24 protein-coding genes and 1 pseudogene are annotated in these 25496 nt (G+C 70.5%); 15 read left to right on the top strand and 10 right to left on the bottom strand.

Going from position 1 to position 25496, the window contains the following annotated elements; translation table 11 throughout:
- Nucleotides 1-2: 2 nt before the first annotated feature.
- From resB to ACZ42A_RS10220, 5 genes are all read left to right on the top strand, one after another.
- The gene (gene resB, locus ACZ42A_RS10240; RefSeq protein ID WP_468526702.1) at nucleotides 3-1730 is read left to right on the top strand and encodes a cytochrome c biogenesis protein ResB; all 1728 of its coding nucleotides are present in this window, start codon (nucleotides 3-5) and stop codon (nucleotides 1728-1730) included.
- Nucleotides 1727-2845 (top strand): c-type cytochrome biogenesis protein CcsB, encoded by a 1119-nt coding sequence (gene ccsB, locus ACZ42A_RS10235; RefSeq protein ID WP_468526701.1) that lies wholly within the window; start codon nucleotides 1727-1729, stop codon nucleotides 2843-2845. Before resB ends, ccsB begins: the two co-directional genes overlap by 4 nt.
- 79 nt (nucleotides 2846-2924) lie before the next feature.
- Nucleotides 2925-3530, top strand: a complete 606-nt coding sequence (locus tag ACZ42A_RS10230) for an RNA polymerase sigma factor (RefSeq protein WP_468526700.1) — start codon at nucleotides 2925-2927, stop codon at nucleotides 3528-3530.
- A complete protein-coding gene (locus ACZ42A_RS10225) occupies nucleotides 3527-4441 on the top strand; it encodes a CU044_5270 family protein (protein WP_468526699.1) in 915 nt (304 codons plus the stop codon). Before ACZ42A_RS10230 ends, ACZ42A_RS10225 begins: the two co-directional genes overlap by 4 nt.
- A 39-nt stretch (nucleotides 4442-4480) precedes the next feature.
- Entirely contained in the window at nucleotides 4481-4894 is a 414-nt protein-coding gene (locus tag ACZ42A_RS10220; RefSeq protein WP_468526698.1) for an SRPBCC domain-containing protein, read from the top strand.
- Here ACZ42A_RS10220 and ACZ42A_RS10215 read toward each other — a convergent pair whose 3' ends face one another.
- The 3 genes from ACZ42A_RS10215 to ACZ42A_RS10205 form a co-directional block, all read right to left on the bottom strand.
- Nucleotides 4895-6436 carry an ABC transporter substrate-binding protein gene (locus tag ACZ42A_RS10215; RefSeq protein WP_468526697.1) on the bottom strand — a complete coding sequence of 514 codons (1542 nt, stop codon included), beginning with the start codon at nucleotides 6434-6436 and terminating at the stop codon, nucleotides 4895-4897.
- Complete coding sequence (locus tag ACZ42A_RS10210) at nucleotides 6436-8532, bottom strand: hypothetical protein (protein ID WP_468526696.1); 2097 nt, start codon at nucleotides 8530-8532, stop codon at nucleotides 6436-6438. Before ACZ42A_RS10210 ends, ACZ42A_RS10215 begins: the two co-directional genes overlap by 1 nt.
- Nucleotides 8533-8639: 107 nt before the next feature.
- The gene (locus ACZ42A_RS10205; protein ID WP_468526695.1) at nucleotides 8640-9377 is read right to left on the bottom strand and encodes a TioE family transcriptional regulator; all 738 of its coding nucleotides are present in this window, start codon (nucleotides 9375-9377) and stop codon (nucleotides 8640-8642) included.
- An 80-nt stretch (nucleotides 9378-9457) separates the two neighbouring features.
- Between ACZ42A_RS10205 and uvrA the strand changes: the two genes are divergently transcribed.
- Nucleotides 9458-11911, top strand: a complete 2454-nt coding sequence (gene uvrA, locus ACZ42A_RS10200) for an excinuclease ABC subunit UvrA (protein WP_468526694.1) — start codon at nucleotides 9458-9460, stop codon at nucleotides 11909-11911.
- 27 nt (nucleotides 11912-11938) lie between these two features.
- Here uvrA and ACZ42A_RS10195 read toward each other — a convergent pair whose 3' ends face one another.
- Both ACZ42A_RS10195 and ACZ42A_RS10190 read right to left on the bottom strand, forming a co-directional pair.
- Nucleotides 11939-13372 (bottom strand): hypothetical protein, encoded by a 1434-nt coding sequence (locus ACZ42A_RS10195; RefSeq protein ID WP_468526693.1) that lies wholly within the window; start codon nucleotides 13370-13372, stop codon nucleotides 11939-11941.
- 134 nt (nucleotides 13373-13506) lie between these two features.
- Complete coding sequence (locus ACZ42A_RS10190; protein ID WP_468526692.1) at nucleotides 13507-13932, bottom strand: DUF7848 domain-containing protein; 426 nt, start codon at nucleotides 13930-13932, stop codon at nucleotides 13507-13509.
- Nucleotides 13933-14084: 152 nt separating this feature from the next.
- On the opposite strand from ACZ42A_RS10190, the gene ACZ42A_RS10185 reads away from it, so the two are divergent.
- Both ACZ42A_RS10185 and ACZ42A_RS10180 read left to right on the top strand, forming a co-directional pair.
- Nucleotides 14085-15002: a helix-turn-helix domain-containing protein gene (locus tag ACZ42A_RS10185; RefSeq protein WP_468526691.1), complete on the top strand. Its 918-nt coding sequence runs from the start codon at nucleotides 14085-14087 to the stop codon at nucleotides 15000-15002.
- A complete protein-coding gene (locus tag ACZ42A_RS10180; protein ID WP_468526690.1) occupies nucleotides 14947-15063 on the top strand; it encodes a DUF397 domain-containing protein in 117 nt (38 codons plus the stop codon). The genes ACZ42A_RS10185 and ACZ42A_RS10180 overlap by 56 nt, the downstream gene beginning before the upstream one ends.
- On the opposite strand, the gene ACZ42A_RS10175 is transcribed toward ACZ42A_RS10180, so the two are convergent.
- The 3 genes from ACZ42A_RS10175 to ACZ42A_RS10165 all read right to left on the bottom strand — a co-directional run bounded on the left by ACZ42A_RS10175 (nucleotide 15044) and on the right by ACZ42A_RS10165 (nucleotide 17905).
- The gene (locus tag ACZ42A_RS10175; protein WP_468526689.1) at nucleotides 15044-16183 is read right to left on the bottom strand and encodes an MFS transporter; all 1140 of its coding nucleotides are present in this window, start codon (nucleotides 16181-16183) and stop codon (nucleotides 15044-15046) included. The genes ACZ42A_RS10180 and ACZ42A_RS10175 overlap by 20 nt on opposite strands.
- A gap of 103 nt (nucleotides 16184-16286) precedes the next feature.
- Complete coding sequence (locus ACZ42A_RS10170) at nucleotides 16287-16883, bottom strand: TetR/AcrR family transcriptional regulator (protein ID WP_468526688.1); 597 nt, start codon at nucleotides 16881-16883, stop codon at nucleotides 16287-16289.
- Between the two features lie 44 nt (nucleotides 16884-16927).
- The gene (locus ACZ42A_RS10165) at nucleotides 16928-17905 is read right to left on the bottom strand and encodes a quinone oxidoreductase family protein (RefSeq protein WP_468526687.1); all 978 of its coding nucleotides are present in this window, start codon (nucleotides 17903-17905) and stop codon (nucleotides 16928-16930) included.
- 102 nt (nucleotides 17906-18007) lie between these two features.
- On the opposite strand from ACZ42A_RS10165, the gene ACZ42A_RS10160 reads away from it, so the two are divergent.
- Both ACZ42A_RS10160 and ACZ42A_RS10155 read left to right on the top strand, forming a co-directional pair.
- The gene (locus tag ACZ42A_RS10160) at nucleotides 18008-18355 is read left to right on the top strand and encodes an ArsR/SmtB family transcription factor (protein WP_468526686.1); all 348 of its coding nucleotides are present in this window, start codon (nucleotides 18008-18010) and stop codon (nucleotides 18353-18355) included.
- 87 nt (nucleotides 18356-18442) lie between these two features.
- Nucleotides 18443-19429: a DMT family transporter gene (locus tag ACZ42A_RS10155; protein ID WP_468526685.1), complete on the top strand. Its 987-nt coding sequence runs from the start codon at nucleotides 18443-18445 to the stop codon at nucleotides 19427-19429.
- On the opposite strand, the pseudogene ACZ42A_RS10150 reads toward ACZ42A_RS10155, so the two are convergent.
- Nucleotides 19332-20207 (bottom strand): annotated as a pseudogene (locus tag ACZ42A_RS10150) (LysR family transcriptional regulator); the annotation flags it as partial. The gene ACZ42A_RS10155 and the pseudogene ACZ42A_RS10150 sit on opposite strands and share 98 nt — an antisense overlap.
- Before the next feature lies 1 nt (nucleotide 20208).
- On the bottom strand, nucleotides 20209-20532 hold the full coding sequence (locus ACZ42A_RS10145) for a PLD nuclease N-terminal domain-containing protein (protein WP_468526684.1): 324 nt from the start codon (nucleotides 20530-20532) through the stop codon (nucleotides 20209-20211).
- 89 nt (nucleotides 20533-20621) lie between these two features.
- On the opposite strand from ACZ42A_RS10145, the gene ACZ42A_RS10140 reads away from it, so the two are divergent.
- The 5 genes from ACZ42A_RS10140 (at nucleotide 20622) to mqnE (ending at nucleotide 25461) form a co-directional block, all read left to right on the top strand.
- Nucleotides 20622-22079 carry a menaquinone biosynthesis decarboxylase gene (locus ACZ42A_RS10140; protein WP_468526683.1) on the top strand — a complete coding sequence of 486 codons (1458 nt, stop codon included), beginning with the start codon at nucleotides 20622-20624 and terminating at the stop codon, nucleotides 22077-22079.
- On the top strand, nucleotides 22076-22978 hold the full coding sequence (mqnP, locus tag ACZ42A_RS10135) for a menaquinone biosynthesis prenyltransferase MqnP (RefSeq protein ID WP_468526682.1): 903 nt from the start codon (nucleotides 22076-22078) through the stop codon (nucleotides 22976-22978). Before ACZ42A_RS10140 ends, mqnP begins: the two co-directional genes overlap by 4 nt.
- 74 nt (nucleotides 22979-23052) lie before the next feature.
- Entirely contained in the window at nucleotides 23053-23727 is a 675-nt protein-coding gene (locus ACZ42A_RS10130) for a UbiX family flavin prenyltransferase (RefSeq protein WP_468526681.1), read from the top strand.
- Between the two features lie 53 nt (nucleotides 23728-23780).
- A complete protein-coding gene (locus ACZ42A_RS10125; protein WP_365761028.1) occupies nucleotides 23781-24236 on the top strand; it encodes an Lrp/AsnC family transcriptional regulator in 456 nt (151 codons plus the stop codon).
- Nucleotides 24237-24297: 61 nt separating this feature from the next.
- Nucleotides 24298-25461, top strand: a complete 1164-nt coding sequence (gene mqnE / locus ACZ42A_RS10120; RefSeq protein WP_468526680.1) for an aminofutalosine synthase MqnE — start codon at nucleotides 24298-24300, stop codon at nucleotides 25459-25461.
- Nucleotides 25462-25496: the final 35 nt, after the last annotated feature.

The raw sequence follows: 25496 nt of genomic DNA, 5'->3' as shown, positions 1-25496 counted from the left end.
CCATGAGCAAGACGACAACCAGCGCCCCCGAGGGCCAGGACAAGGGCCGGGACAAAGGCCAGGACGACCAGGTCCAGGACCACGGTGCCGCCGGTGCCCGGCTGTCCACCGCGCCCCGCGAGGAGGCCCCGAACCTGCCCGCGCTGGGCGTGATCGGCTGGTTCCGCTGGTTCTGGCGGCAGCTCACCTCGATGCGGGTGGCGCTTCTGCTGCTTCTGCTGCTGTCGCTCGCGGCGATCCCCGGCTCGCTGATCCCGCAGACCGGCATCGACGCCACCAAGGTCGAGGACTTCCGCGAGCAGCACACCACCCTCGCGCCGCTCTACGACAAGCTCGGCCTCTTCAACGTCTACAGCTCGGTGTGGTTCTCCGCGATCTACATCCTGCTGTTCGTCTCCCTCATCGGCTGTATCGTCCCGCGCACCTGGCAGTTCGTCGGCCAGCTGCGCAGCCGCCCGCCGGCCGCCCCCAAGCGGCTGACCCGGCTGCCCGCCCACACCACCTGGCGTACGGAGGCGAAGCCGGAGGAGGTCCGCGAGGCCGCGCTCGCGCTGCTCAAGGGCCGCCGCTTCCGCGCCCATGTCGCCGGTGACGCGGTCGCCGCCGAGAAGGGCTATCTGCGCGAGGCCGGCAACCTCGCCTTCCACATCGCGCTGATCGTGCTGCTCATCGCCTTCGGCTGGGGCCAGCTGTTCAAGTCCGAGGGCAACAGGCTGATGGTGGAGGGGGACGGGTTCTCCAACGCGCTCCCCATGTACGACGACTTCAAGTCCGGCAGCCTCTTCAGCAACGACGACCTGGAGCCGTTCAGCTTCGACCTGAAGAACTTCACCGGCACCTACGAGACCTCCGGCCCCAACCGGGGCACCCCGCGCACCTACCAGGCCGACCTGACCTACAGCATCGGCGCCTACGGCAAGGAGCGCCGGACCACCGTCGAGGTCAACGAGCCGCTGGAGATCGGCGACGCCAAGGTCTACCTGGTCAGCCACGGCTACGCACCCGTCGTCACCGTCCGGGACGGCAAGGGCGAGATCGTCTACCAGGACGCCGTGCCCCTCCTGCCGCTCGACGGCAACGTCACCTCCTCCGGTGTGGTCAAGGTGATGGACGGCTACAAGAACGCCAAGGGCAAGAGCGAGCAGCTCGGCTTCAACCTGTTCTTCCTGCCGACCTACGGCGGCGGCACGATGCTGTCGCAGTTCCCCGCGCTGGTGAACCCGGTGCTCGCGGTCTCCGCCTACCACGGCGACCTCGGCGTGAACTCCGGACTCCCGCAGAGCGTGTACCAGCTGGACAAGACCCACCTCAAGGAGTTCAAGAACGCCAAGGGCGAGCTGCTGAAGAAGCAGCTGAGGCCCGGCGACACCCTGACGCTGCCGAACGGCGCCGGCTCGATCACCTTCGAGCGGGAGGTCAGGGAGTGGGCCGGATTCCAGGTCGTGCAGGAGCCGGGCGGCCTGTGGGCGCTCGCCGGTTCCGTCGTGGCGATCCTGGGTCTGTCCGCCTCCCTGTTCGTGCAGCGCCGACGGGTGTGGGTGCGGGCCACCGAGGGCCCGGACGGCGTCACCGTGGTGGAGATGGCCGGGCTCGGCCGCAGCGAGTCCGCCAAGGTGCCCGAGGAGCTGGGCGACCTCGCCGCGATCCTCTACGAGAAGGCACCGGGTGCGCCCGATGCCGACGACCCCTCAGAATCCCCCGTACCTGCCGAAGGGTCTGACCCGAAGTGACTCTCGCCGCCGCGACGAACGAAAGCCTCGCGAATCTCAGCAACACGCTGATCTACTCCGCGATGGCCGTCTACACCCTGGCCTTCTTCGCGTACATCGCCGAATGGCTCTTCGGCAGCCGCAGCAAGGTCGCCCGCACCGCCGCCGCGCTCACCCCCGCCAAGACGGCGGCGGCCAAGGCGGGCGGCCCGGCCGTGACCGTCAAGAAGGCCGGCGGCACCGCCGTCCTCGAGCGGCCGCAGGTCACGGTGCGGGCGCAGGCCGGGGCGCGGGACGTGCCGGACGGTCCCGGGGCGCACGGGGGGACCGAGAAGGGCGACCTCTACGGCCGTATCGCCATCTCCCTCACCGTGCTCGCCTTTCTGCTCGAGTTCGGCGGGGTGCTCTCGCGGGCCCTCTCGGTGGAGCGGGCGCCGTGGGGCAACATGTACGAGTTCAACATCACCTTCTCCACCGTCGCCGTCGGTGTGTACCTCCTGCTGCTGGCGCTGAAGAAGAACGTCCGCTGGATCGGGCTGTTCCTGATCACCACGGTCCTCCTCGACCTCGGTCTCGCCGTCACCGTCTTGTACACCGCCAGCGACCAGTTGGTTCCCGCCCTCCACTCGTACTGGCTGTACATCCACGTCTCCACCGCGATCTTCTGCGGCGCGGTGTTCTACCTGGCCGCGGTCAGCACGGTCCTCTATCTCTTCCGCGACTCCTACGAGAACAAGCTGGCCCGCGGCGGCAAGCCCGGCCGCTTCGCGACCTCCGTCCTGGAGCGGATGCCCGCCGCGGCCTCGCTGGACAAGTTCTCCTACCGCATCAACGCGGCCGCCTTCCCGCTGTGGACGTTCACCATCGTCGCGGGCGCCATCTGGGCGGGCGACGCATGGGGCCGCTACTGGGGCTGGGACCCCAAGGAGGTCTGGTCCTTCATCACCTGGGTCGCCTACGCCGGCTACCTGCACGCCCGCGCCACCGCCGGCTGGAAGGGCCGCAAGGCCGCCTACCTGGCCCTGCTCGCCTTCGGCTGCTGGCTGTTCAACTACTACGGCGTGAACATCTTCGTCTCCGGCAAGCACTCCTACGCCGACGTCGGCCTGGGCGTCCTGCGGTCCGCCGGGTTCTGAACTCCCGTACGGTGAAAGGCCGGTTCCTGTGACCTGAGTCACGGGAACCGGCCTTCGTCGTACGGACAGGCACAGAGACGTGGACACGAATCTGCGGAAACGCATCCGCGCGGGGGACCACGACGCCTTCGGCGAACTCTTCGACGCATACGCACGCTCCGTCTACAACCACGCCTACCGGCTCACGGCGGACTGGACGGTCGCCGAGGACGTCGTCTCGCTGACCTTCCTGGACGCCTGGCGGCTGCGGGAGCGGTTGGACGAGGACGGCGGTTCGCCACGTCCCTGGCTGCTGGGCATCGCCACCAACGTGGCCCGCAACACCCGCCGTGCCGCGCGACGACACGCGGCGGCGATGGCGCGGCTGCCGCGCGAGGAGGCGGTGCGGGACTTCGCCGACGAGGTCGCCGGGCGACTGGACGACGCCGTACAGCTGGCCGCCGTACGCACAGCCTTGTCGAAGCTGCGGCGGGCCGAGCGGGAGGTGCTGGCGCTGTGCGTGTGGGCGGGGCTGGATTACCGGGCGGCGGCGGAGGCGCTGGGGGTGCCGGTGGGGACCGTACGGTCGCGGCTCTCCCGTGCCCGAACAAAGCTCGCGAAACATATGGAACCGCCTTCGGGGCGCGGACAGATGAAGGGTGACCGCACCACCGCGGTCAGGCCCATCAGGGAGGGAAACCGATGAACCAGCTTCCCGAACGAGACCTTCCGCCGGGCCGTCACCGACTGCTCAAGGAGCATCTGATGACCGAGATCCGGCAGGAACGATCCGTTCGCAGGCCATGGCTGCGCCCCGCACTGATCGCCGGGACCGTGGCAGCCGTCACCGCGGTCACCCTCACCCTCGCCACGCCGTCCGGCGAGTCCGCCCCACCCCCGTCGAAGGAGGCGGTGGCGCTGCTGGAGGACATCGCGCTGGCGGCGGAGCATCAGGACGGGCGGTACGGCGAGATCCGGGACGACCAGTTCGTGTACACCGACAGCAAGGTCTCCTACTCCCAGACCGGGGAGGGTATGAAGACGAAGATCCAGCCGCTGCACCGGCTGGAGGTATGGCATTCCGCGGACGGCACGCGCGAGGGGCTGATGCGGGAGACGGGCCGCGGCGAGTGGCCGCGGGACCCCGACGCCCAGCCCGGCGAGCGGGGTTACGAGTACGCCCCCAACTACAAGCACCTGGCGACCCTGCCCACCGACCCCGACGAGATGTACGACTGGCTGCGCGAGGTCAGTTCCCGCGACAGCGATCAGGAGCCCTACCAGGCCATGTTCGTGTTCGTCGGCGACCTGATCCGGCATGCGATCGTCCCGCCGGAGCAGAGCGCGGCGCTCTACCGCGCGGTTGCCAGGATCCCCGGCGTGACGGTGATCGAGAACGCGGTCGACGCCGCCGGCCGCAAGGGCGTCGCGATCGCCCGGGAGGACCCCGACAACCCCAGCCGGGACGAGTGGATCTTCGACAAGGAGACCCACGAGTTCCTGGGTGAGCGGAGCGTGGCCAGCGAGGACTTCTCGGACGTGAAGAAGGGCACGGTCCTCAGTGATACGGCCGTGCTGCGTCGCGCCGTCGTCGACGAGCCGGGGCAACGCCCCTGACCACGTGCACATCCCCCCGCCAGGGGCCACGCTGGTGTCATGACCGGAAAGACCGGATCCATCGAACAGGGCACCAGCCAGACCCACGGGAACACGCACATCCTGCATTTCCTGGTGCGGCTCCCGATGGCCATGGAGTCGGTCTGGGCCGCGTTCTCCACCCCGGAGGGGCTCGCGGCCTGGTTCACCCCCGCCGACGAGCTGGAACACCGGCTCGGCGGGGCGGTCACCCTCCGTGAGCTGGGGTCCGGGAGGGTGACCGCGTGGGACGTGGACCGGGTCGCCGAGTACACGGTGGAGGGCGCCGGCCGGATCCGTTTCCATCTGGAGCGGGACGGCGACGAGGCCAGCGTGCTCCGCTTCACCCACGAGTTCGAGGGCGAGGGGGAGTCGGAGTCACGCTGGCGGGTCCGCTTCGAACGGCTGATCGAATATCTGCAGTCGTCCCCGTGACTACGACGGCGGCAGACACTCCTTCCCCGGCGGCTTCCCCTCCGGCCACGCGATCTTCACGAACTCCGCCTGCCCCTGCGGCGTCAGCTCGACGATCGGTACGGCCTTGTCGTACGGGTTGCCGTGCACGTCCAGGCAGATCCACCCGCTGGCCCCGTTCACCCGCAGTGAGCCCTTCACCTGCGGCCACTGGAGCCCCACGTCCGTCAGGGGAGGGTCGGTGCGTCCGTCCGGCGTGGCCTCGCGGATGCCGTGGATCGCGAGCCGCATCGCGTCGTAGGCGATGATCAGCTGACCGTCCTCCAGCGTGATCGGACCGATCGGCCCGACGGGCTCCCGCTTGCTGCTCGCGAGCAGCCCGTTCAGCGCTTTCGTGTCGGCCGCCGAGCCGCCGCTCTTCACCGGGTCCTCGGTGAAGGCGTCCGGGTGGGCGAGGGCGGTGTAGCGCACGGAGAGGTTGCGCAGGGCGCCGCGGTCGAGGTCGTGGTCGCCGGTGAGGTAGGAGCCCTCGTCGCCGGTGAGGACGGTGAACTTCCGGTCCTGGCAGCCGCGCTGGCCGAGCGCGTTGACGAACTGCCGCAGCTGGGTGTGGCGGCCGGCGAACAGGATGGTGTCGGTCTCCCGGGAGGTGTCGCACACCAGGTGGGTGATCTGCCGGAAGGTGTTGGCCGTGGTGCCTTCCTGGCTGCGGTCGGCGGGCGGGGTGAACGGCTGCGGCTCGTACGGCGAGCCCTCGATGAGCCGCGCGAACGACTCCTGGAGCGTGCGCGTGTACGGGTCGCCCGGCTTGTCGTAGACCAGCAGCGCCCGCCCCGCCGTCACCTTGGCGAAGGAGGCGAGCGCACGGGCCTCGTCGGTGTTGGTGGGGGCGACCCGGGCCAGGCCGGGGAACGGGTCGGTGCCGTGCTTCCCGTTGGCGAGGTCGTCGGCGGTGATGGACGAGCCGATCACGGGGATTCCGCGCTGGGTCAGTTCCAGTACGGCCTTCTTGGTGTTGTCGGTGCTCTGCCCGATCCCCGTCACCGCCCGCAGCCGCTCCGGGCCCTTCGCCAGGCGCTCCAGCTCGTCGACGGTGTGATCCCAGTGCTCCCCGGTCGCCCCCGGATTGGCGAGCACCAGCCGGATCGCCGGGGTCTGCCCGTTGGCCGAGTGGTTGGCCTGGTACTGCGCGAGATACGACCCCTGGAGCTGGTGGAGGACGTGGTTGACGGTGTCGCGGTCGGTCGCGGTGAACGGCTCGAAGAGGGCGACGGTGACGTAGGTGCCCGCCTTGAGGGAACGGTTCTCCCGTTCGATGGCCCGCAGCGTCTCGCGCAGCCGCGGCTGCCCGAAGTCGTACGCCGTCGTCGACACGCCCACGCACTCGTCGCTGTCTTCGAGGCGTTCGACCCCGGGCGCGCAGGACCTGTCCTCGCGCATGGCCGTGCGGATGCCGACGGTCAGCCCGGCCACCAGCGCGGCGGCGAGCAGCAGGGCGAGATACCGGCGCAGCGGGATCTCCCAGACGTGCTCCCGCAGCCAGACCCAGAATCCGCGTCGCATCACGCACCCCCAGCGTTCTGGTCGTCGTCGTCCACCGGCAGCCGCAGCGGCCGTCCGGCGAGGGCGTCCTTGGGCCACTCCCGGGAAGCCCGCCACAGCAGCTCGTTGGCCGCCGGCCGCAGATTGGACAGCTGCTCCAGCTCGAACCGCAGCCGGTCGCAGACCGTGGCGTCGGGCAGCACCAGCGGGTCGGACAGCTGCCACACCGCGTGCAGCAGCCGCCGTACCCGCAGATGCAGCGCCGGGTCCGCTCCGTCCGGCACGGTGTGCGCCGCGTCGGTCCGCCCGAGCGCGACCGCCGCCCGTCGGTCGCCCTGCCCGGTGAAGTCGCGGCCCTGGGCGTCGTGGGCGTGGAAGTAGGGCGCGGATGCGACGAAGCGGAGGGTGGCGAGCCACGTCCGGGTGTCCAGGACCGGGAACGCGTCGCGGAGATAACCGATCGCCGACGCGTCGGCCCCGAGGGCGAGCTGGTGGTGCAGCCGGTAACCGGCCCGCACGGCATCGTCGCGGTCGGGCGCGTAGTGCCGGATCAGCGTCTCGTGCGCGTGCCGCCAGCGGGCGTGGTCGGCGTCCAGGTGGTGCAGCCGGAGCAGCAGCAGGGTCCGTACGAACGGGTCCCCGACGAACTGCCCGGCCACGACCGGCAGCCCCTCCTCCGCGAGCCGGGTCTGCAGGGCCCGTACGTCCGCCGGACCGAAGTCGTCCGAGAGCAGGACGTCGGCGAGGGCGCACGCGGAGTCGTAGTCGTGGGCGGCGGCGAGGACGGTGAGTTCGCCGAGGCGGTCGGCGGGGACGAGCCGGTCGAGGAGCTCCCGGTAGGCGGGGGCACCCGGCTGGTCCTGCGCCAGCCGTACCTCGCCGGTGAGCAGCTCGGCCGGTGAGGCGGGTCCGGGCAGCCGCTGGGCGGCGGCCTCGGCGAGGACGGTGATGCCGAGAGGGTTCCCGCCGGTCAACCGGTGGGTCGCGTGCGGCAGTTGGGGCGGCACGGGCAGCTCGCCGCAGGCCGCGCCGACAATGTGCAGGGTGTCGTCCGGGCTGAGCGGCGACAGCGACACCAGCAGGGCCCGCGAGGAGGGCGCCCCCGCGTCCGGCCTCCAGTCGGTGCGCCGCGCCAGCTCGGACAGCTCCCGCCGGACCGCGCTGCGCAGGAACTCGCCGGTGCCGCGCAGCCCGGCGACGAACACCACCTGGTCGGCGAAGCCCTCGGCGCGGTCGCGCAGTACGGCGTCCAGCAGACCCGGCCCGGGCGGGTGCTGTGCGTTGTCGACGAGGACGATCGGCCGCCCGATGCGCTGCATCCGCGGCAGCACCCCCGCGTAGGCGTCGGTGAGGTCGGCGAGCAGGGCCCGGACCAGGTACCGCTCGGCGTGCTGCCGGGAGGTGCCGCCGGCCCGGAAGTGGCCGGAGAGCAGCATCAGCCCGCGCCGCGCGTGCCCGCCCGCGTTGGGATAGTCCTGGTACCAGAGGGAGGCCCGCTGGTGCCGCCGGTTGCCGAACCCCTCGGACAGCGAGTCGAGGGTGGCCTCGATGGCGGCGGTCAGCAGCTGCCCGGTGCCGGACACCGCCGTCACCACGTTGGCGGCGACCCGCCCGGCCCACCGCCCGGCGAGGCCCGACAGCCACGACCCGCTCTCGTTCAGCAGCAGGATGCGCTCCACCTCGCTGCGGATGCGCTCGGAGTCGGCGTCGCCCCAGCCGCCGGCCGCGACCGCGACCAGCCCCGACATCAGCCGCGGGAACTGGATCCGCCCGGCTCCGGTGACCGGCGCGGCCAGCTGTTCGGCGACGACGAGCAGCGCCTGCGCGAGCGGCGACCAGGCGTCGGCGGGCCGCCCCGAGGGCGGTGCGGCGAACTCGGGGGCGGCGCAGTCGACCAGCGCGACGGGCGTGTGCCCCCGGTAGGCGTCGCGTAACTCCTCCAGTACGGCGCTCTTGCCGAGCCCGCGTGCGCCGGTGAGCACGACGAACGGCACCTCGCGCGGATGCTCGACGGACACCGCACGGTGCTGGTGCGGGCGCAGCCCCACCAGCCGGGGAACGAGACCGGGCGGATCCGTCCCGAACAGCGCCCCGCGCCCGTGCAACCGTCTGTGCACCGCCGCACCTCCCCCGTCCGACGCGGTCCCCAACTTCAGGTTAAGGAGAGGGAGTTGGTTCGGACTAGGTCGCGTGGTGTCCGTTGGGTTACGAAATTGTCGGAACGTCAGCTACCGGGGGGCGCGGGCGCGGTTCCCCGCACCCAGGCGTCGAGGTACTCGTACAGTCGGCCCGCACCCCCGAGCATCGCCCGGGTACGGGCCGTCAGCGTCTCGCCGCGCGCCGCGACCGCCGCCCGCAGGGCCTCGCTGCTGCCCTCCCGGCGGAGCCCTTCCAGCACCGGGCGGATCTGGTCCAGCGGGTAGTGGCTGCGGCGCAGCGTGTGGATCAGCCGGGCGTCCCGGACGTCGACGGGCCGGTACACCCGGTATCCCGTGCCGCGCTCACGCTCCGGCGTGATCAGCCCGGCCGCCTCCCACACCCGCAGCGCCGACGTCCGTACGCCGATCAGAGCGGCGACCTCGCCGATGCGCAGCCCCGCTCGCGGCAGTTCCGCCGGTTCCTGCCCCGCCAGCGTCTCCAGGGCATGGCGGGCGGCCTCCAGCGTGACGCGTTCCGCGTGCAGCGCGGCGTGCGCGGCGTCGACGAGCGCGAGAGCGCCCGGCACATCACCGGCGTGCACGGTCTGCATGATCCTGGCCGCCCCCGTCGTCCCGTACCCCTTCGACAGCGCCCGGTAGGTCAGCAGAGCCTGCCGGTGGACGGGCCCGAAGGCGCGGTAGCCGGACTCGGTGCGGGCGGCCGGCGGCAGCACCCCGGCATCCTCGTAGTTGCGGACCTGCTGGGTCGAGACACCGGCGAGGCGGGCCAGGTCGACCGGGCGCAGCCGCTTGCTTTCACTCACGGATTTGAAGGTTACGCGCACCCAGGATGGGCTTTCCGGCGGAAAGTCCCAACAGGAACTTCAATGGAAGACTTGAAGCCATGGACGACTTCATCCGCGTCAACGGCGCCCGTCTCCACAACCTCCAGAACGTCTCCCTCTCCCTCCCCAAGAACAAGCTGGTCGTCCTGACCGGCCTGTCCGGCTCCGGAAAGTCCACGCTCGCCTTCGACACCCTCCACCGGGAGGGCCAGCGGCAGTACATGGAGTCGCTGGGCATGGTCACCGGCTTCGTCAGCCGTCCCTCCGTGGACTCGATCAGCGGTCTGTCCCCGTCCATCAGCGTCGACCAGCACCACACCAACCGCAGCCCGCGCTCCACGGTCGGCACGGTCACCGAGGTCTTCACCTATCTCCGCCTGCTGTGGTCGAGGATCGGCGTCCGCCCGTGCCCGTCCTGCGGGAAGCGCATCCCACCCGCGCACGCGTACGCCTTCTCCCACGACGAGGACGCCGAGCCGGAGTCGGTGCCCTGCCCGCACTGCGGCACCCCGGTCCCCGAGCTGGTGATGGGCACGTTCTCCTTCAACAAGCCGGCCGGGGCCTGCCCCGAGTGCACCGGCCTGGGCGAGGTGATCCGCGCGGACGTACGGCAGCTGGTGGACGAGAACCGGTCGGTGGCGGACGGAGCGGTGCTGGGCTGGCACCCCAGGGCGACCGAGCGGAACGTGGCGCTGCTGCGGGCGGCGGCGGAGCACTACGGCCTCGCCTTCTCCGCGAACACCCCGATCCGCCAACTGGCCCCGTTCACCAGGACCCTGCTGCTCCACGGCGTGGAATCCGAGGAGTTCCGCACCCACTTCCCGGACACCGAACCGCCCGCCACCGTCACCGCCGGCCGCTTCGAAGGCGTGGTCACGGCGCTGATGCGGCGGTACGCCGAGCGGATCGACGACGTCGAGTACCGGGAGAAGACCGAACGCCTGATGGTGAAGGAGCCGTGCGGGTCGTGCGCGGGAGCGCGGCTGCGGCCCGAGAGCCGGGCGGTGACCGTGCACGGGTTGGGCATCGTGGACGCGACCCGCCTGCCGCTGACGGAACTGGCCGCCTGGCTGGCCGGGCTGGAGGACCGCTCCACGCGGGACGAGTGGCTGTTCGTGGAGCCCGTCGTCGCGGACCTCACCGAGCGGGTGCGCCGCCTGGTGGACGTCGGAGTCGGCTACCTCACCCTGGACCAGCCCACCCCCAGCCTGTCGGCGGGCGAGACCCAGCGCCTGCGCCTCGCCGCACTGCTCGGCTCCGGACTGACGGGCGTGCTCTACGTCCTCGACGAGCCGACCATCGGCCTGCACCCGGCGGACACCGCCCGCCTGATCGACGTCCTGCGCAGGCTGCGCGACCTCGGCAACACGGTCCTCGTCATCGAGCACGACCTGGAGGTGCTGCGCGCCGCCGACCACGTCGTGGACATCGGACCGGGCGCGGGCCGGGACGGCGGCCGGGTGGTCGCCGAGGGCACGCCGGAGCAGGTGGGGCGGACGGAGGGCTCGGTGACCGGGGCGTACCTGTCCGGCCGGCTGCCCGCGCCGGCGTCGAAGGGGCGGGGAGACGCGGAACGGGCCCTCCTCGTCCGGGGCGCGCGCGAGCACAACCTGAAGGACATCACCGTACGGATCCCCCTGGGCCGTCTCGTGACGTTGACCGGCCCGTCCGGCTCCGGCAAGTCGACCCTCCTGCTGGACATCGTCGATCGCGCCGCCCGCCGCCACTTCTACGGCGCCGGCGACCTGCCCGGCGTGCACGACGGCATCGACGGCTGGCAGCACCTGGGCAAGGTCGTCACCATCGACCAGGAGCCGATCAGCCGCGTACCGCGCTCGAACGCGGCGACGTACTCGGAGGCCTTCACTCCGATCCGCGAGGCGTTCGCGGCGCGCTCGAACGGCCGCCTGACCGCCGGCCACTTCTCCTTCAATGTGCCGGGCGGCCGCTGCGAGCGCTGCGAGGGGGCCGGGGTGCTCACCGTGCACATGCACTTCCTGCCCGCGGTGGAGGTCCGCTGCCCCGCCTGCCAGGGCCGCCGCTTCCGCGGCGAGGTGCTGTCCGTCCGCTACGACGGCCATGACATCTCGGAGGTCCTGGAGGCGACGGTCGACGAGGCACTGCGGCTCTTCGCGGACATCCCGTCGATCGCGACGCGCCTGCGCCGCATGTCGGACGTGGGCCTCGGCTACCTGCCCCTGGGCCAGCCCGCGACGACCCTGTCGGGCGGCGAGGCCCAACGCATCAAACTGGCGAAGGAACTGGGCCGCCGGGCGACGGCCCGCACCCTCTACCTCCTCGACGAACCGACGACCGGCCTCCACGCCGCCGACACCGCCCGCCTGCTGGACGTCCTCCAACGGCTCGTCGACGCGGGGCACTCCGTGGTGACGATCGAGCACAACGAGGAGGTGATACGCGCCTCCGACTGGCTGATCGACCTCGGGCCGGAGGGCGGGGCGGGAGGCGGACAGCTCACACGGCAAGGGCCGCCGGGACAAGGGGCAAGGTAGTGACTGGTTTCACCACGACGCGATTGCTCAGCCGGTGCAGCCGGGGACGCGGCCGGGCGGGGCGCAGTTGTTCGGGTGATTGCGCTGTACCCAGGTGTCGTTCAGCGTGACCGTGCCGGACTCTTCGAAGATGCCGCCCCCGTCCTCGGCTCTGTTCCCGGTGACGGAGCTGTTGTTCAGGGTCGTGGAGCCGACGGCGTTGAACACACCTCCGCCGCGGGCGGTGCCGGCGCCGGGGGCGCGGACCGCGCTCTCCCTGATCTTCGAGTGATCGATCTCCACGGTGCCGCCGGCCGCGTTGTTGATGCCGCCGCCCTGAGCGCTGCCGCCGCCGGAGGCCTCGGCGGTGTTGCCGCGCACCGTACTGCTGCGCAGGGTGACGTCGCCGTTGGCGCCGACCTGGATTCCGCCTCCCCACGCGGTGCCGCCGTTCGGGGCGGTGGCGTGGTTGCCGGTGACGCGGGTGCCGGTCATCGACAGAAGGGCGTTGCTCGCGACTCCGCCGCCCTGGGCGAAGCCGCCCGGGGCACTTGACCTGTTGCCGCGGATGACACTGTCGATCACGGTCATCGTGTCCGGTGGCACGGCGCCGGTGGTCAGAGCGGCGCGTGCGAAGCCGCCCGGGGCGCTGGACTGGTTGCGAGCGACCGTGGTCTTCTCGATCGTTGCCTGGGCGAAGCCGGCGATGCCGGAGCCGAACGCGAAGCTGTCGGTGTTCTCTGTGACCCGAACGGTGTTGCCGGTCGAGCGGCTGTGCTTCACCCTCAGCGGTCCGTTGCTGAGGATCCCGCCCCCTGCGGCGCTGCTCTGCACGGTGCCGTTGTAGACCGCGGCGTTCCCGCTGAGCTCGGTGTCGTTCAAGGTCGCCGTGCCGGTGCCTTCTGCGGTACCGCTTTCGATGCCGCCGCCCTCGGCGAAGACGTCGGACTCCGCGGTGTTGTGGATCACCCGGCTGTGGTTCACCGTCAGCGGGCCGAGGCTGGAAATGCCGCCACCACAGACGCCGCCTCCCGGGAAGTTGGGGCAGTCGGTCGCCTTGCCACCGCTGATGGTGGTCCTGTTGAGCGTCAGGTTGCCCGTGTCGTCCACGAAGAGGATTCGGAAGGCGGGGGCGGACCGCACGCGTGTGATCGTCGCACCGTTGCCGTCGATGGTGATCTCACTGGTGATGGCCGGCAGGCCGTTGGCGGCGTTGTCCGGGGCGGGGGCCGTCAGCCTGTAGGTGCACTTGCGGGCCAGGCGGAGGGTGTCGGCGCCCGGTGAACCATTGGCTTCCTCGATCGCCTCGACGAGAGACCGGACCGAGCATCGCACGTGCACGGCATCGGTGGCGTGGGCGAACGGGGACGGAAGCGCCATCGCGGTGAGGGCCGCCAGCCCGGCCACGGCCGGCAGTCGGCCCGGGGACCAGCCCTGGCCACCGGGGACCGGATCCTTCGCTCGAAAGTTCTGCCAGGACATAGGGAGACTCCTCTTTGGGCCGTCGACCTGGGGCACTGGAGCCAGCCGATCACGCGCTCCTGCCGTCGGCTGTCTGGCCTGGCCCGTTCGAGCGACCTGCCGATGGCCCAAAGGTTCCCCTCACCGCCCGACGGCTACTGCCTCTCGAGTACGGCGTAGTCCGCGAAGCTGCGCCGGTAGCGGGTGTGGCGGGTCTCCTGGGTGTGCTTGCGCTGCCACTCCTCGACGTCCGCCGGGTGCGGGCACGGCCCCGATGTCGCCCCGCAGTCCGCGTCCTCGCCGGACACGCAGTACGCCTCGTACTCCGGCTGCGCGGAGGGGTCCTGGACGATCGAGTACGGCACGTACCGGAAGATGCGGCGCCCGATGGACCGCTCGTTCGCCGCCCTTACGCCGGCGCTGAGCCGTTCCTCCTGCGTCGCGGGCCTGATTCTCGCCGGGTCCGCCTCCCACTCCCGGCCGCCGCCGACGGGGCGCAGCAGGGCGTAGGGGCCCTGCCTGGCCTGGAATTCACCAACTTTGCGCGTCTGGGGGTCGTAGACGAGCGTTCCCGGTTCCATCCCTGCACCTTTCGTAACTCTGGGTGTATCGAGCGTTGCGCAGGGGAACAGCCCGTATCAATGCCGGGCGCGTGCGACTGGCTGTTTGTCACGAGGGGGAAGCTGTGACCAGGCGGAATGCGGAGGGGGCCTCCGGCGCTACGAGTGCCGAGATGTTCGGCGAAGTCCTGCGCCACTTCCGGGAGATGGCGGGGCTGACGCAGGAAGGGCTGGCGAGGGAGATCCCGTGCGATCGGTCCCATGTGGCGCGGGTGGAGGCGGGGACGCGGGTCCCGACGGACACGTTCGCGAAGAAGTGTGATGAAGTCCTCCGGACCGGTGGGGTGTTGGTGCGGTTGTGGGGGAAGGTGGACTGGTATCCGCAGGTGGAGCATCCGGATTGGTTCGCGCGCAGGGTCGATATGGAGCGGAAGGCTGCCGCGCTGTACGAGTACCAGGACATGGTCGTGCCGGGTCTGTTGCAGACACCGGAGTACGCCCGGGCGCTACTCGCCCAAAGGGCCAGCGGGGATCTGCTGGAAGACCGGGTTCGGGCCCGCCTGAGTCGGCAACAGCCTTTCCTCGCCGAGGGCGGACCGATGTACGTCGCCGTACTGGACGAGAGCTGTGTGCGGCGCACGGTGGGCAACCCTGCCGTGATGCGTGATCAGTGCGCGCACCTGCTGAGCGTGGGCCAGCGTCCGAACATCCGTATCCAGGTGGTCCCGATCAACAGCTACCGGGTGCGCCGCCCCAACGGCCCCATGTTGCTGATCACCCTGCCCAGTAGCGAGCGGTGGCTCTATTCGGAGTCGCTGAGCCATGGCTACTTCAACAACGACCCAAACAGTGTCGCTGAGTTGAGCCGAATCTATGATGCTCTCAGGGCTGATGCTCCGTCCGCTCCGGAGTCTGCCGCCCTGATCAGAGAGGCGATGGAAGGGTATGGGCGCGACCATGAACAGTCACAACTTCAGCACAGCCTCCTGGATCAAGAGCAGCTACAGCGGCGACGACGCCGGCAACTGCGTCGAAGTGGCCCCCGAGTTTCCCAGCGACGCCGTCCCCGTCCGCGACAGCAAGAACCCTGACGGCCCGGTGCTGTTGATAACCCGGGCCGCCTGGGCGGACTTCACCGCGTCGCTCGGATAAGCGGAGGCGCAACCGTCACCAACCCGGCGACGGCCATCGCCGCCCCCAGCCACAACGGTGCCCGCAAGCCCCACCCGTCGATCGCCACGGCCCCCAGGGAAGAGCCCAGGATGACGCCGAGGGTGATGAAGGACGAGTGGACGGTGTTCACCAGTGGGCCCGCGTTGCCCGCGCGCTGGACGCGGGTGACCATCGCGGGGTTCATGGTGACACCCACCAGCCCGATGCCGAGCATGCAGACGACCGCCGGGACGGGCACGTCGGCCAGGACGGCGAAACCGGTGAGGAAGGCCAGGTTGAGCAGCAGGCCGACGGCGAGGACGGGCAGGGTGTGGCGGTCGGCGAGCCGGCCGACGACGGTGTTGCCGACGACGGTCGCCGCGCCGTAGGCGATGAGCAGCACGGGAACGGTTCCCGTGGAGAACCCGGTGACCTCGGTGAGGATCGGGTTGAAGTAGCTGAACGCGGAGAAGGTCGCGCCGATGATGAGCGTGCTGGTGGACAGGGCGAGCAGCAGTCGCGGTCGCCGGAAGACGCGGACCTCCTTGCGGAAGCCGCCGCCGGCCTCCGTGCGGTCGAGGCGGGGTACGCCGAACAGCGTCGCCGCCGCCGCGACCACGGCGATGACGGTGATCGCCCAGAACGCCGCGCGCCAGCCGTAGTGGTCGCCGACGAGGGTGGACAGGGGCAGGCCGAGGAGCGTGCCGAGCATGAGGCCGTTCATGGCGACGGCGATCGCACGGCCTCGGACCTCGGGTCGGGTGAGCTGCACGCACAGCGATATGGCGACGCCGAAGAAGGCCTGTGAGGCGATGCCGGTGATGATGCGCGCGGCGAGCATGACGCCGTAGCCGGTGGCCGTCGCGGCCAGGACGTTGCCCGCGAGGAAGACGGCGAACAGGGTCATGAGGGCCGTTCGGGGCGGGAGTTTCATTACGGCGACGGTCAGGAAGGGGCCGCCCGCCGCCATGGCGACCGCGAACGCGGTGATGAGGTAGCCGATCTGCGGGACGGTCGCGTCCAGTCCGTCCGCCATCTGCGGCATCAGCCCTGCGACCACGAACTCACTGGTCACCATGGCGAAGATGCCGAGCGCCAGGACGTAAACGGCACGAGGCACGGGTCGGTCTCCTTCAGGGGGCGTAGCTGGTTATGGATGGGTTATGGATAGGTCAGTACAAAACTCGGGCATGAGAAGGTGCCGCCGGTGGGCGGCGTGCTTCTCAGGGGGTCAGCGCGTCCATCGTGACGTCGGCGATCGACTCCAGCGTGGCCCGGTCGGCGCCGCCCTGGCTGGAGATTCGCATGCCGCCGATCGCCGCGTTGACGAAGCGGGCGAGGGCCCCGGGGTCTCGGGAGGATGTGATGCTGCCGTCCCGGCGGCCCTGTTCGAGAACCGTGCGGAGGGCCGCCAGGCGGCGGGCGGTGTCCCGTTCGAGTAGTTCCGCCGCCCGGGGGTCACGTCCGGCCAGTTCCACCGTGGTGTTCACGGTGAGGCAGCCGAGGCTCCTGCCGCCCGCCTTGTGTTCCGTCTCGCTGTCGACGATCACCGCGAGCAGGGTGCGGATGCGGTCAGCGGCGCTGCGGCCGGTGTCCTCCAGGATGCCCAGCTGGGTGGCTGTCGTGGTGTCGATGTAGTGGGCCAGCGCACGCTCGAACAGGTCGTGCTTGCTCTTGAACGTGTTGTAGATGCTGCTGCGGCCCAGTCCGGTGGCGTCGCACAGGTCCTGGGTCGACGTGGCCTCGTAGCCCTTCTCCCAGAATGTGCGCATCGCCGCGTCCAGGGCCCGTCCCTCGTCGAAGTTCCGTGGTCGGGCCATACGGTGAAGGCTACTGTTTTGGATCAGGCGTTTCAATACATGGTTCAGTCGACCGCCACCCGCAGCAGCAGCTTGCCCGTGCTGGACCGGCTGCCCATCAGGCGGTGCGCCTCCGCCGCCTGGTCCAGTGGGAACTCCGCGGTGACCGGCAGGGAGACCGTCCCGGCGGCCACGGCGGCGAACGCCTTCGCGGCGAGGGAGCGCAGCTCGGCGGGGGCGGTGCGGGCCAGGCTGAGGACCGAGAAGCCGGAGACGGTCAGGCCCGTCCCGGCGAGGTCCGCCTGGCCGACCGCCCAGGGCTCGGCGCCGCTCGCGTTGCCGAAGGAGACGAGCCGTCCGAAGGGGGCGAGCGAGGCGAGGGAGGCCTTCAGGGTCTCCCCGCCCACCGGGTCGAGGGCCAGGTCCACGCCCCGCCCGCCGGTCGCCTCCCGCACCGCCTGCGCGAACTCGCCGACGAACACCTCGTCGTAGCCGTACTCACGCGCGTACGCCGCCTTCGCCGCCGACGACACCACGCCGCACACCGCGCCCGCGCCCGCCGCCCGCGCCAACTGCCCCACCACCGTGCCGATGCCGCCCGCCGCGCCCTGCACGAGCAGTGTCTCGCCGGGCTGGAGCCGGCCCACGGTGTGGACGAGGGCGTACGCCGTCGGCAGGACCGTCGGGAGGGTGGCGGCGGTGCGCAGGCCGACGCCCTCGGGGAGCGGGAAGACGGCTGCCGCCTCGGCGACCGCCACCTCGGCGTAGGCGCCGCTCTGGGTCAGGGCGGTGACCTCCTGGCCGACGGACAGATCGGTGACCCCCGCGCCGACCGCCCGGATCCGGCCCGAGACCTCCAGGCCCGGGACGTAGGGCAGGCTCGGCACGCGGTAGCCGTCCGCGCGGGCCTTGAGGTCGGCGAAGTTCACCCCGGCGTACGCCACATCGATGGTCACCTGCCCAGGGCCGGGTTCGGGTGCGGCGGCCTCCACCGTCTTCAGGACCTCCGGACCGCCGTACTCCTGGAACTCGACCGCACGCATGGCACACTCCCGCCGACTGTTCAATCAAAAGCGAACAGTCGCTGAGTGTATGGTTCTGATCGAACACTCGGCAAGGGGCGGACGGGAGACGGGAGAAACGGCATGGCGCAGCGCACCACCAGCACCAGTCATCGGGCCGCTCCCGAGCACACCCACCCCGACGACGTGCCGGTCCTCACCGCGCTCGCCGCCCTCGCCGACCCCGTACGCCTCACCCTCGTCCGGGAACTGGCGGGCTCCCCGGAGTGGAGCCGGGCCTGCGGCAGCTTCGACGTGCCCGTCGGCAAGGCGGCCCTCAGCCACCACTTCTCCGTGCTGCGCGGCGCCGGGCTCGTCGAGCAGCGCGACGAGGGACCGCGCCGGGTCAACCGGCTGCGGCGGGCCGAGTTCGACGCCCGCTTCCCGGGACTGCTGGAGCTGGTCCTGCGGGACGAGACGGCCACGACCTGAGGTCATCGCCGCGGCCGATGGGCCCATCGGCAGGACGCCCCACTGGCGCGTGGACCAGGGCGGATGCCCGCTCGTAGCTTCATGGGCATGACCTCACAGACCCCCTCGCAGCGCAAGGGCACGGCCCAGCTGACCGCCGCCATGGTGCTCTCCGGCACCCTCGGCGTCTTCGTCGTCGAGTCCGGCGCCTCGCCGTTCAACGTCGTCTTCTTCCGCGTCCTGTTCGGCGCCCTCGCCCTCGGCGGCTACGTCCTCGCCCGCGGCTGGCTCCGGGACCACGGCTTCACTCCGCGCACTCTCGGACTCGCGGTGCTCGGCGGCGTGTTCATCGTCTTCAACTGGGTGTTCCTCTTCCAGTCGTACGAGACCACGTCCATCTCCGTCGCGACGGTCGTCTACCACACGCAGCCGTTCTACGTGGTGCTGCTCGGCGCCCTGTTCTTCCGGGAGCGGCTCACCGCCGCCAAGGTCGGCTGGATCGCCCTCGCCTTCGCCGGGCTGATCCTCGTCTCCGGCGTCACCCCGGGCGACTTCACGAGCGGCGGCGGATATCTGCTCGGCCTCGGGCAGGCGCTGCTCGCCGCGCTGCTGTACGGCCTGTCCACCGTGGTGACCAAGCGCATCACCGGGGTTCGCCCGCACCTCATCGCCCTGGTCCAGGTCCTCGTCGGCATCCCGCTGCTGCTGCCCTTCGCCAACTTCGGCGCGATGAGCGGCACCGGCGCCGACTGGGGCTGGCTGGTCGGACTCGGGGTCATCCACACCGGGCTGATGTACGTGCTGATGTACGCCGCGTACGCCCAGCTGCCCACCGCGAAGATCGCCGTCCTGGCCTTCGTCTACCCGGCGGTCGCGATGGTGATGGACTGGGCGGTGTACGGCCACCACATCGGGCTGGTGCAGGCGCTGGGCGTGCCGCTGATCGTGCTGGCGAGCCTCAAGGTCACGCTGGGGAAGGGCGCCGCTCCTGCTCGCCCTGCTCGGACACCAGCGTCCGCGCCTGCTCGAGGAACAGCCGGGCGTGCGCCGGAAGCCGCTTCCCGGACCGCCACGCCAGTTGCGTCCGAAGCGTGAACGGCGGCTCCCAGTCCAGCCGCACCAGCGAGCCCCCGGCGAGTTCGGCGGCGACCGTGATCTCGGGCAGCAGACAGATCCCGAGACCGGCCGCCGCCGCCCGCTTGGTCGCCTCGATGGTGCCGAACTCCATGAAGGTCACGGGAGCCAGTGAGGTCAGCTCCCGCTCGAAGAGGTCGCGGTAGGCGCAGCCGGGCTCGGTGGCGAGCAGGGACTGGGCGGTGAGGTCGGCGGTGGTCAGCGGGCGGCCGGCGAGCGGATGACCGGGCGCGGCGACCAGGGCGAGCGGCTCCACCGCCAGCACCTCGGTCTCCAGGCCGGGGTGCTCGGTCTCCCGCTCCATCAGGAAGCCCAGGTCGTAGGTGCCCTGGCGGAGGGCCTGCCGGGTCTCGTCGCCGATCGTCGTGCGGAGGGAGAGGCGGACCTTCGGATAGCGGTGGTGGAAGAACTCCAGGAGCGGGGGCAGGCGATGGTTCGTCAGGGACTCCATTGTGCCGACCACCAGCGAACCCGACGGCTCCTCGGCGCCCGCGACCGCCGCCCGCGCCTCCTCCGTCAGCTCCAGGATCTGCCGGGCGTACGGCAGCAGCCGCTCACCCGCCTCCGTCAGCCGGATCCGGCTGCCCAGCCGGTCGAACAGCTCCGTGCCCAGCGAGGACTCCAGGGCACGGATCTGGCTGGTCACGCTGGACTGGGCGTACGTCAGCTCGGCCGCCGCCTGGGTGAAGCTCAGGACGGTCGCGACCTTCTCGAAGGTGACCAGCAGCCGCAGCTCCACGTCAGGGCTCGTCCCGCTTCCGCTTCCCGCCGTCCTCGTCGGGGTCGTCCTTGTCGAGGGACTTCAGGAACTCGGGGTTGTCGTCGGGGGCGACCCACTGCCGGGAGCGGTTGGTCCGGACCCCGGACCAGCCGTCGGCGGCGAGCGCCCGCTTCTTGCCCGCGATCAGCCAGGAGATCGACCCGACCAGGGGGAACAGCAGGACGAGGATCGCCCACAGCGGCTTCGGCATGTGGCGGATGTCCTGCTCGTCCGTGCTGATGCAGTCGATGAACGCGTACACGCTCAGCGCCAGTGGCACGACGAACATCAGAACCCGGAGCATCGGTGCACCCCCAGTGGTACGGCGGTCGGGAATCGCGCGCGCGGCCCCCGTGACGGGGCCAGGGTAGCCCCTCGGGGATACTTGACCCCATGGCTTATGACGATCTTCGCTCCCTGCTCAGGGCACTGGAGCGCGAGGGAGACCTGAAGCGCATCAAGGTGGAGGTCGACCCCCATCTGGAGGTCGGGGAGATCGTCGACCGGGTGAACAAAGCCGGTGGCCCCGCTCTCCTCTTCGAGAACGTGAAGGGCTCGTCGATGCCCCTCGCCATGAACGTCTTCGGAACCGACCGGCGGCTGCTGAAGGCGCTCGGGCTGAAGTCGTACGGCGAGATCAGCGACAAGATCGGCGGGCTGCTCAAGCCGGAGCTGCCGCACGGGTTCGTGGGCGTGCGGGAGGCCTTCGGCAAGCTCGGGGCGATGACGCACGTACCGCCGAAGAAGGTGAAGTCCGACAACGCGCCCGTCCAGGAAGTGGTCCTGCACGGTGACGACGTCGACCTCGACCGGCTCCCCGCCCTCTTCACCTGGCCCAAGGACGGCGGCTCCTTCTTCAACCTGGGGCTGACGCACACGAAGGACCCGGAGACGGGCATCCGCAACCTCGGCCTGTACCGCCTCCAGCGCCACGACAAGCGCACCATCGGCATGCACTGGCAGATCCACAAGGACAGCCGGAACCACTACCAGGTGGCGGCGCGGCGCGGGGAGCGCCTCCCGGTCGCCATCGCCTTCGGCTGCCCGCCGGCCGTGACGTACGCGTCCACGGCCCCCCTCCCCGGCGACATCGACGAGTACCTCTTCGCCGGCTTCGTCGCGGGCAAGCGGATCGAGATGGTGGACTGCAAGACGGTCCCGCTCCAGGTGCCGGCGCAGGCGGAGGTGGTCCTGGAGGGCTGGCTGGAGCCGGGCGAGATGCTGCCCGAGGGGCCCTTCGGCGACCACACCGGCTTCTACACCCCGCAGGAGCCCTTCCCGGCCCTCAGGATCGACTGCGTGACGATGCGGAAGCGCCCGCTGCTGCAATCGATCGTGGTGGGCCGCCCCCCGACGGAGGACGGCCCTCTGGGCCGCGCGACGGAGCGCTTCTTCCTCCCCCTGCTGAAGATCATCGTCCCGGACATCGTGGACTACCACCTGCCGGAGGCGGGCGGCTTCCACAACTGCGCGATCGTCTCGATCGACAAGAAGTACCCGAAGCACGCGCAGAAGGTCATGCACGCCATCTGGGGCGCGCACATGATGTCCCTGACGAAGCTGATCGTGGTCGTCGACGCGGACTGCGACGTCCACGACCTGCACGAGGTCGCCTGGCGGGCGCTGGGGAACACGGACTACGCCCGTGACCTGACGGTCGTGGAAGGCCCCGTCGACCACCTGGACCACGCCTCCTACCAGCAGTTCTGGGGCGGCAAGGCGGGCATCGACGCGACGAGGAAGTGGCCCGAGGAGGGCTATACGCGCGACGGCGGCTGGCCGGACATGGTGGAGTCCGACCCGGAGACCGCGGCGCTGGTCGACCGCCGGTGGAAGGAGTACGGCCTGTGAGCACCGCGTCGGCAGCGATGCCCCAGCCGGGCCGCACGAAGGCGTTTCTGCGCCTGGTGATGATCGAACACTCGATCTTCGCGCTCCCCTTCGCCTACATCGCCTCGCTGACGGCGATGTTCCAGCTGGACGGGAACATCCACTGGGGCCGGCTGCTGCTGGTCACGATCTGCATGGTCGGCCTGCGCACCTTCGCGATGGCGGTGAACCGGATCATCGACCGCGAGATCGACGCCCGGAACCCGCGCACGGCGCACCGCGAACTGGTGACGGGCGCGATGTCGGTGAAGCACGCGTGGACCGGCGCCCTGATCGCGGTGGTGATCTTCCTCGGCTCGGCGGCGCTCCTGAACCCCCTCTGCCTGGCCCTGGCCCCGGTGGCGGTCGTCCCGATGGTCGTCTACCCCTACGGCAAACGCTTCACCAACTACCCCCAGGCCATCCTCGGCCTCGCCCAGGCCATCGGCCCGGTCGGCGGCTGGCTGGCGATCACCGGGGAGTGGTCCTGGGACGCGGTGATCCTGGGCCTGGCGGTCGGCATCTGGATCGGCGGCTTCGACCTGATCTACGCCTGCCAGGACGTCGACACCGACCGCGAGATCGGCGTCCGCTCGGTCCCGGCCCGCTTCGGCATCCCGGCGGCTATCTGGGCCGCGCGGGTGTGCCACGCGGTGACAACGGCCCTGTTCGCCTGGTACGCCCTCGCCACCGACGCCGGCCCCTTCTTCTGGCTGGGCCTGCTGATCGTCGCGGGAGCGTTCGTCTACGAGCACACGATCGTCCGCCCCCATGACCTGTCCCGCCTGAACAGGGCGTTCTTCAGCGTCAACGGCTTCATCGGCATTGCCCTGTTCGTGTGTGCGCTGCTGGATCTTCTGGTTCGGGGTCTGACGGTCTGACTACGGGCTTCCTGTGGACCGCATGGCCTCCCACCCGGCCTGAGCCCCGGCGGACGCACCGGTACGCTCAAGATGTGAACGCAGGAGAATCGCAGCGCACGCCTTGGATCGTGGGGGTGTCCGGGGCGTCCGGGACGCCGTACGCGGCGGCTGTGCTGCGGGGGCTGCTGGATGCCGGGGAGAGCGTCGATCTGGTGGTCAGCCGGGCTTCGCGGCTCACGCTGCTCGACGAGACCGGGATTTCCTTCCGGGACGCGCGGTGGCGGGATGACCTGGGGGAATGGCTGGCTCGGGGGGCGGACGGGAAGCCGGATGCCTTCGAGGTCGAGCTCGATCGGGTGCGCTACTGGAGCGCCGGGGATCTGGCCGCCGGGCCGTCCTCGGGGTCGTATCCGGCCAAGGGCATGATCATCGTGCCGGCGTCGACCGCCTGCGTGGCCGGGGTCGCGCTCGGGCTGTCCAAGGATCTGCTGCAGCGGGCGGCGAGTGTCGTGCTGAAGGAGCGCCGGCCCCTCGTGGTCGCCGTGCGCGAGGCGCCGCTCAACGGGCAGACCCTGCGGCATCTCGTCGCACTCGATGACGCCGGCGCCGTCGTCGTGCCCGCCTCGCCCGCCTTCTACGCGGGCGCGACCCACATCCAGGACCTGGTCGACTTCGTCGCGGGCCGGGTCCTCGACGCGGCCGGTGTCCGCCACACGCTCTACCGCCGCTGGGAGGGGGAACTCGGCGGCGGCTCCCGTGACGACTGACCCCCCACACGCTCTCATTTCTCAGATTTCTTCAGCGGAAGGCTTCGAATCGCATGGACGCGGTGGACAGGCAGCTCATCCAGGCCCTGAGGGAGAACGGCCGGGCCTCCTACGCGGAGCTGGGACGCCTCGTCGGCCTGTCGGGCCCCAGCGTCACGGACCGTATCAACCGGCTGGAGGCGGCCGGTGTCATCACCGGCTACCGCGCCACCGTGAACGCCGCCTCGCTCGGCCTCGGCGTCACCGCCCTGATCGGCATCTCGCTCTCCGACGCCGCCGACCACGAGGACGTGGCACGCCGGCTGAAGGACCTGCCGGAGATCGAGGACTGCTGGTTCATCGCCGGTGACGACTCGTTCATGCTCAAGGTGCGGGCGACCGACGTGGACGGGCTGGAGAAGATCATCCGGCGGCTCAGCGGGACCAAGGGCGTCTCCCGGACCCGTACCACCATCGTGCTCTCCACCAAGTGGGAGAACCGGGTGGGTGAATTGCCGGAAGAGGTATAGGCGTACGGTTTCGGTGCCGGGTCGGTTTCCGGCAGCTGTCGGTCGTAGAAAGGCGAATCGCATGGACGTCGGGCTCAAGCGCGAGCTGGAGGAGAAGGTCCGCTCCGGTGAGCGGCTGACCCGCGAGGACGGCATCGCGCTGTACGAGTCGGACGACCTGGCCTGGCTCGGCGGACTCGCGCACGAGGTGCGGACGCGGAAGAACGGCGACGTCGTGCACTTCAACGTCAACCGGCACCTCAACATGACCAACGTCTGTACGGCCTCCTGCGCGTACTGCTCCTTCCAGCGCAAGCCCGGTGAGAAGGACGCGTACACCATGCGCATCGAGGAGGCCGTCAAGCTGGCCAAGGCGATGGAGTCGGAGAACCTCACCGAGCTGCACATCGTCAACGGGCTGCACCCGAACCTGCCGTGGCGGTACTACCCGCGCTCGCTGCGCGAGCTGAAGGCCGCCCTGCCGAACGTCTCGCTCAAGGCCTTCACCGCGACCGAGATTCATCACTTCGAGACCATTTCCGGGCTCAGCGCGTCGGAGATCCTCGACGAGCTGATCGACGCCGGTCTGGAGTCCCTCACCGGCGGCGGCGCCGAGATCTTCGACTGGGAGGTCCGGCAACACATCGTGGACCACCGGACGCACTGGGAGGACTGGTCCCGCATCCACCGGCTCGCGCACGAGAAGGGTCTCAAGACCCCGTGCACCATGCTCTACGGCCACATCGAGGAGCCCCGCCACCGGGTCGACCATGTTCTGCGGCTGCGTGAGCTCCAGGACGAGACCGGCGGCTTCCAGGTCTTCATCCCGCTGCGCTACCAGCACGACTTCGTGGACATGAAGGACGGGAAGGTCCGCAACCGGCTCCAGGCGCGGACCACCATGGCCACGCCGGCCGAGGCGCTGAAGACCTTCGCCGTCTCCCGGCTGCTCTTCGACAACATCCAGCACGTCAAGGTGTTCTGGGTGATGCACGGGGTGCAGACGGCGCAGCTCGCGCTGCAGCACGGGGCCGATGACATGGACGGGTCGGTGGTCGAGTACAAGATCACGCACGACGCGGACAACTACGGCACGCCGAACAAGCTGACCCGGGATGATCTGCTGGATCTCATTCGGGACGCGGGGTTCCGGCCGGTGGAGCGGAACACTCGGTACGAGGTCATTCGGGAGTTCGACGGGCCCGACGCGGGGCGCCGGGAGGCGCCTCAGCCGATGCGGGTCTGACAGGTAGGCGCACCGGCCCTGGGTACTCGGCTCGC

Source organism: Streptomyces sp. NPDC030838 (assembly GCF_055572035.1).
Note: the sequence above shows the minus strand (reverse complement) of the source record. Positions and strands in the feature narration are given on the sequence as shown.